The organism is Piscirickettsia litoralis, from assembly GCF_001720395.1.
GTDB classification, from domain to species: domain Bacteria; phylum Pseudomonadota; class Gammaproteobacteria; order Piscirickettsiales; family Piscirickettsiaceae; genus Piscirickettsia; species Piscirickettsia litoralis.
Map to the genome: position 1 here is coordinate 96,016 of NZ_MDTU01000002.1, position 6,185 is coordinate 102,200.

General features: G+C 34.3%; 4 protein-coding genes and 1 pseudogene. 4 read left to right on the forward strand and 1 reads right to left on the reverse strand.

Going from position 1 to position 6,185, the window contains the following annotated elements; translation table 11 throughout:
- Nucleotides 1–1,254, forward strand: a pseudogene (locus BGC07_RS20860) (hypothetical protein); the annotation flags it as partial.
- Nucleotides 1,255–1,308: 54 nt separating this feature from the next.
- Here BGC07_RS20860 and BGC07_RS15400 read toward each other — a convergent pair.
- On the reverse strand, nucleotides 1,309–2,103 hold the full coding sequence (locus BGC07_RS15400) for a helix-turn-helix domain-containing protein (protein WP_069313963.1): 795 nt from the start codon (nucleotides 2,101–2,103) through the stop codon (nucleotides 1,309–1,311).
- 692 nt (nucleotides 2,104–2,795) lie between these two features.
- Here BGC07_RS15400 and BGC07_RS15410 point away from each other — a divergent pair.
- The 3 genes from BGC07_RS15410 to BGC07_RS20865 all read left to right on the forward strand — a co-directional run.
- Nucleotides 2,796–4,196 carry a sodium:solute symporter family protein gene (locus BGC07_RS15410; RefSeq protein ID WP_077216984.1) on the forward strand — a complete coding sequence of 467 codons (1,401 nt, stop codon included), beginning with the start codon at nucleotides 2,796–2,798 and terminating at the stop codon, nucleotides 4,194–4,196.
- 73 nt (nucleotides 4,197–4,269) lie between these two features.
- On the forward strand, nucleotides 4,270–5,544 hold the full coding sequence (locus BGC07_RS15415; RefSeq protein WP_069313965.1) for an MFS transporter: 1,275 nt from the start codon (nucleotides 4,270–4,272) through the stop codon (nucleotides 5,542–5,544).
- A gap of 343 nt (nucleotides 5,545–5,887) precedes the next feature.
- Nucleotides 5,888–6,185: hypothetical protein (locus BGC07_RS20865; RefSeq protein WP_201258185.1), on the forward strand; the 298-nt coding region annotated here is incomplete at its 3' end.

The following is a 6,185-nucleotide window of genomic DNA, read 5'->3' on the forward strand; positions in this document are numbered from 1 at the left end:
AATAATACCACTGCAGTTGGTGCGAATAAAGCGAGCATTGCCAGTAATACCACTGCAGTTGGTGCAAATAAAACGAGTATTGCCAGCAACACTACTGCGATTGGCGTTAACAAAACCAGTGTTGGCAGTAATAGTATAGCGATCAGTGCGAATAAAACGAGCATTGCCAGTAATACCACTGCAGTTGGTGCAAATAAAACGAGTATTGCCAGCAACACTACTGCGATTGGCGTTAACAAAACCAGTATCGGTAGTAATAGTACAGCGATCAGTGCGAATAAAACGAGCATTGCCAGTAATAGTACCTCAATTGGTACTAATAAAAATAGTATTGATGCCAGCAAAACCAACATTAGTACTAATAAAGCCAGCATTAACAGTAATACTGCTGTAATTGATAGTAATACCACAGCAATTGAGGCGAATAAAACCAGTATCAACAAAATTGAATCTGCTTTACCAAACTCTAAACATATTTTTTACTTACATAATGGAGATAGCTTAGATACCGTTTTAGATGAAATTACTAAAAGCTCTGATGAAGGTCCCTATACCATATATTTAGCAAGTGACGGGGCATTTGTTATAAATGAGAACCATGACTTACATAAAAAATTAGCAATTATAGGTGGAGCATTCACAAAGTTATTTATTTTAAGTAACATTAATAGTTATAATGAATTATATTTAAGTAAACTATCTTTAACCATAGAAGGTGCGGGAATTGTTTCAATATATAAAGGCAGTAATGATAATTCCATAAGTAAATTATTTCTATTAGATAGTACTTTAGTGTATAAAGAATCTAATTATAGTGGGGCAATATATTTTGATGCAGATGCTAGTTCTAAAAGCCAAACTACAGAAGCCAATATTAGTAATGTCAAAATATCGCAAGGATCTGATGACCCTTATACCGCTTTTATAATGACAAACTGCACTGATAAGCATAATACGTCTTTAATAAATATTTCTCTGAATAATGTTAGTATTGTTAGTGGTGTTCAACATTTCATTAGTCAAGGTCATGGATATTGTGGCTATGGTTGTGAATGTGATGAAAATATTAATATTCGCAATTCTAATTTAAGTAATTACCAGAAAAGTGCCTTAATAAGTGAAAATGGCGTAACTATGGGAGATATAAATTATATTGATAGTAATGTGTATGCGTGTTCTAGCAGTTACTTGGTATCGGGGTCAAATGCTAACGTGTATAATACATTTTCAACTAGTGAAAAGCGGTCTTGTTAGGTGATATTTGCGGATAGTTTCAGAGTCTAGTCATATTAGAGTTTGCTTTAGTTCTCAAGAATAGACTGTTGCCTTGACATGGGGTTGGGCAGCAGCACCTTTCTTAGGATGGTTAAGAGCCATGTGTTCACTAGTGATTTTTTGAGAGAGCTCTGTGATATTCTTACAATCTAGCTTGTACCTTAAATTACTTAAGTAGTCCTCAACTGTTCGACACGATATATTAAGTTTGGTTGCAATATCAACTGTTTTGTGGATGCCTTGAGTTATTAGGGTATATACTAACTTCTCCCGCTTTGTTAATTTGTGTGTAACTAATTGTTTATTTTTGTATTTTGGCAGTAACTGTAATGGGGATAGCTCACTTAGATTTATGGAGGAGTTCCACATTATTTTATCTGTACCTCTAATAACATTGTATAATTCGGCTATTATCTTTAAAATATAATTTTTTTGACTAATTATGTTGTATGCATCAAACAAATCAGATGTGCCTATTGAAAGTAAGCTTATACTACCATCTAAGTTCCATTGCTGAACACAAACTTCTTTAGCCTGGTGCCAGGTTGGGTGAGAAGTTATGTCTGATATCGAGGGTATACCATTGATTTCAAAGTATGTTTCTAAGTCAGTCTCGAAAAATATTGGAGGAAGTTGTAGCAACACATTGTAGTCATAAAATGGATAATGGGCAAACCCAGGGTGAAACCTTAGAAATTCTGACAGCTCGCTTTTGAGGATGTGATGATCTACAGCATGGTTTTCATCTATTATGATTAAATTTAAATCAATAATATTAAATGCTTTGATGAGTGGTTTGACAATGTTGTTTATTTCTCTGCATCTCATAGAGTGTATTCCAAAAATATTAATCACCTTAAATTTTTACTAGTCATTTGTTGGTATAACTTTATTGATGTTGCTGGCCTATTTTAGGATTAAAGCTTTTATTTATCAATAAATTAATTTTCCATTGAGGCGTTGCCTAGTTGCCTAATTATGATGATTTACTATTCTAGCAGAAAATTGAAAACCTTGGTAGGTATTGTGGTTCGATGAAACTGGACATTGCTCAAAGAGGTGAAGCAGCTACGTATAGCCTAAAAAAGGCCAGCGAAGGAGATGAAGTAAAGTTCGAGTTTATTAGAGATAACAAAGGGTTATATCATGTTGATCTTATATGCAAAATCATGAATGATGAGCACATTAGCCTTTTAAAATTGGTAGGGGTGCCCTGCCAGAATTATTTACACTCTCTCGTAATAGTTTAGGCTCCCGCATGGTGGCTAAACAACTTCAAGAAAAAGGCTTCGCCCTCCGTCATATAAAGTGACAACTAAGCGTAAGCATCACCACGAAATTGCTGATAACCTACTTGATCAGCTGTGTAACTCAGCTGTCCCTAAATTAACTTTGAAAGTCTCTTATGAAGGTGTTTTGATTTGATCGGAATAATTACACAAGTTTGGTTGAAACCCCGTATATTTCCGGTTGCTTTTTTCTTCCTTTATACAAAAATATGATTTTTTAAGGCTTTTTAGGTGATTGATCTCAGTATCTTAGTTCTTTTTCTCCTGGCTAATTTAATAATAGGCTTTTATAGTAGCAAAAATATCAATAGTTTCAGTGAGTATGCTGTCTGGAAGAGATCATTTAGTAGTTTTGCTATTTGTGCAACGCTATCAGCATCATTTATTGGTGGTGGTTACATTATGGGAAATGCATCAAAAGTTTACCACATTGGTATGATCTACTCTTTTGGCTTGCTTGGTTTTAGCTTAAAAGAGATACTTGTCGCACTTTTCATCGCACCAAGAATGCATAAATATAATGATTGTCACTCTGTTGGTGACATGGTGGGTAAGCACTACGGTAGACTTTCTAAAGTTATTACCGGCATTTTCTCCGTTTTAATTTGTACCGGAATCCTAGGTGCTCAAGTTAGTGCGATGGGTGCGCTATTTACAATGTTTTTCCATATAAATGAGTTGCTAGGAACTCTTATTGGGTTTGGTGTAATCCTTATTTATGCTTCTTTAGGCGGAATGAGAGGTGTTGTTTATACTGATATATTGCAATTTTTTGTACTAATAATAGGTATCCCTCTAATTTTAATTTTTGGGTTGCACTATATCGGTGGTTGGGAAGCTATAATCAATACCGTGCCAACTGCACATATAAACCCTTTATCACAGCATAATGGTATTTGGATTTTATTAGGACTAATGCTAACTTTTATTTTTGGTGAAATCCTTGTTCCCCCCTATGCCCAACGTCTTTTTATGGCTAAATCAACGAAGCAAACTCGTCGGGCTACATTTTCTGCAGGAGTGATTTCTGTTCCTGTATTTTTAATCGCAGGAGTCATTGGTTTAATTGCTTATGTTATGAATAGCACATTAGATCCCAATTTAGCCATACCTTATGTTATTGAAAAAGCTATGCCTGTTGGTGTTAGAGGCGTCGTTATTGCTGGGTTACTGGCAGTGATTATGTCTTCAGCTGCAGGTTTCCTAAATGCAGCAGCAATTGCATGCACAAATGACATACTACCATCAATGTTTGAGATGCAAAAAATTTCTCATAAGTCATCTCTTTTAATAGCAAGAATTGTTTCATTTATTGTTGGAATTGGCTCGATTGTTTTTGCTTTAAGCATAAAAAACATACTTGATATATTAATTTATGCTTATAACATGTGGTCACCGATTATATTAATTCCTTTGTTAGGTGCAATTTTTGGTTTAAAGGTTAATAAGTATCACTTTTATATTAGTGCGGCTGTTGGGCTAATGGCAACACTCATCTGGTCATTTAACTTTCATAACATTTTCCATATAACCAGCAACGTTATTGGAGTATTTGTTAGTTTTATTGCATTTGTTGTATACCATACCTTTCTTAAAAGTGGATTTGTAGGAATGAATTTAAAAATTCAATAAAAACATTACCATACTTATATTTGCAATGAGTTGTCTTGTCTTTGAAAATATAACTTAATCGAGGAAAATCAAGGTGTCACTGGATAAACACTCTTACAAAATCATTATACTCTCGAGTATTGGCGGATCTTTGGAATTCTTTGATTTTGCTATCTATGCTCTATTTGCACCTTATATTAGTGAGGTTTTCTTTCCTAATGATAACAAAATCACAGCGTTACTTATGACCTTTGGTATCTTTGCAGTTGGTTACTTTGCACGCCCTTTAGGGGGTGTTGTTTTTGGTTTTATTGGTGATAAGTTTGGTAGACGCTACACTTTCTCTACTAGTATAATTTTGATGGCCTGTTGTACATTATCAATTGGTTTGTTGCCCGGCTATTCAAATTTGGGTATATTCGCACCTATATTGTTGACTTTGCTGCGTATTATACAGGGTGTTTCTCTGGGAGGGGAAATACCAGGGTCAAGTATTTTCACTGCTGAGCACCTTTTCGATAAAAATAAAAGAGGGTTTGCAATCGGGATTATTTTTATGTGTATCACCTTAGGGAATGTATTCGGTGGTTTAACTGGTACAGTATTAACACATAATTTTAATCACAATGAGATGGTTTCCTGGGGTTGGCGTATACCATTTATTATTGGCTTTATTGCAGGAATTGTTAGTTTCTTTTTGAGAAAAAATCTATACGAAACACCTATATATGAAAAATTACAAGAAAATAATTTTCATAGTAACGTGAAAATTCCGTTACTTAATTTATTTTCTAAACAACCATTATTATTACTGACAGGGTTTTTATTGACTGCCTTACCGGCCGTAACAGTTTCTTTTATTTTATATTTGCCAACTTATATAAATAAATTTGTATTGGGTAACAATGCATTACATGAAATTTATGTAAACACAACTATTAGCTTCTTTTTATTAGCACTGTTTTCCATGCTATTTGGTTTGATCTCTGACTATATTGGTAGAAAATTAGTGATGATTTCTGGGTGTATTTTAAGTATACTCGCAGGAGGGGTAGTTTTTAACTTTATCACAGAGCCTTCTGTTTTAATAACAACTTCACTGTTTATAGTCATCCCTATTACAGTGAGCTTAGTTAATGGCGTTTATGCTGTGAGTTTAGTTGAACTATTCCCTGCTCATTGCCGGAATTCTGGAATGGGATTGAGTTTTAATTTAGGTCTTGCACTTATCGGTGGAACAGCACCATTTTTATTCACATATCTAATCAAGTTATCTGATTCAATTATTGCACCTTACTTTCTTCTTTCTACTTGCGCTATAATGAGTTTAATTGGGGCTTTAATTTGGAAATCACGATTTAGTTTATAAAAAACTCGGCCGCAAGCAACCGAGTTTTTATCGCGTAAAATTCAGCCATTTTCCGTATATCCCTCGTTATTCGCTTTCTTTATCCCATGCAAGCTATAATCTTATGGCAGTTATTTGAATGATTGGCTTGCGTTATTTTATTAGAAGACAGCATCCTTGCAGTATTGAAGAGTACTTAGAATATGCCAATTTATAGGCTTTTAGCTATATTTAATAGTTTTTCACGAATATTTGAGGATTTAGTTTAGATTATTAGACTTTATCTCAGTTAACACTGTTATTTAGGTAGTGTAAAGTCGACAAGCCCTATGGTTATTTATGTTTCAATATTTAGGATCAAGATATGAAAAAACTCTTATGCGGAATGTTTATTGCTACAGCTTTTACTGCTACACACTCAATAGCAAGCGTTGAAAATTTATCCCAGTGCGGTAGAGTTATTGCACATGAAAATGGATGGGTTAATTTTGACCCAGCAAAAATTTGCCATGGTTTGAATACCTGCCCTGCACAGTTAGGAAAAATGGAAGAATACAACAGTGAGCACCCAACAAATCAACTTCATTTTGTAAAAATGTCTCTGCGAACACTGAACGATGGTTCATGGGTAATTTCACATAATGCTGTTCAGCCCATTTATT

What these genes read in the sequence shown, in the direction of transcription:
- BGC07_RS15400 (WP_069313963.1), bottom strand. Translation starts at nt 2,103, where the DNA reads ATGAGATGCAGAGAAATAAACAACATTGTCAAACCACTCATCAAAGCA.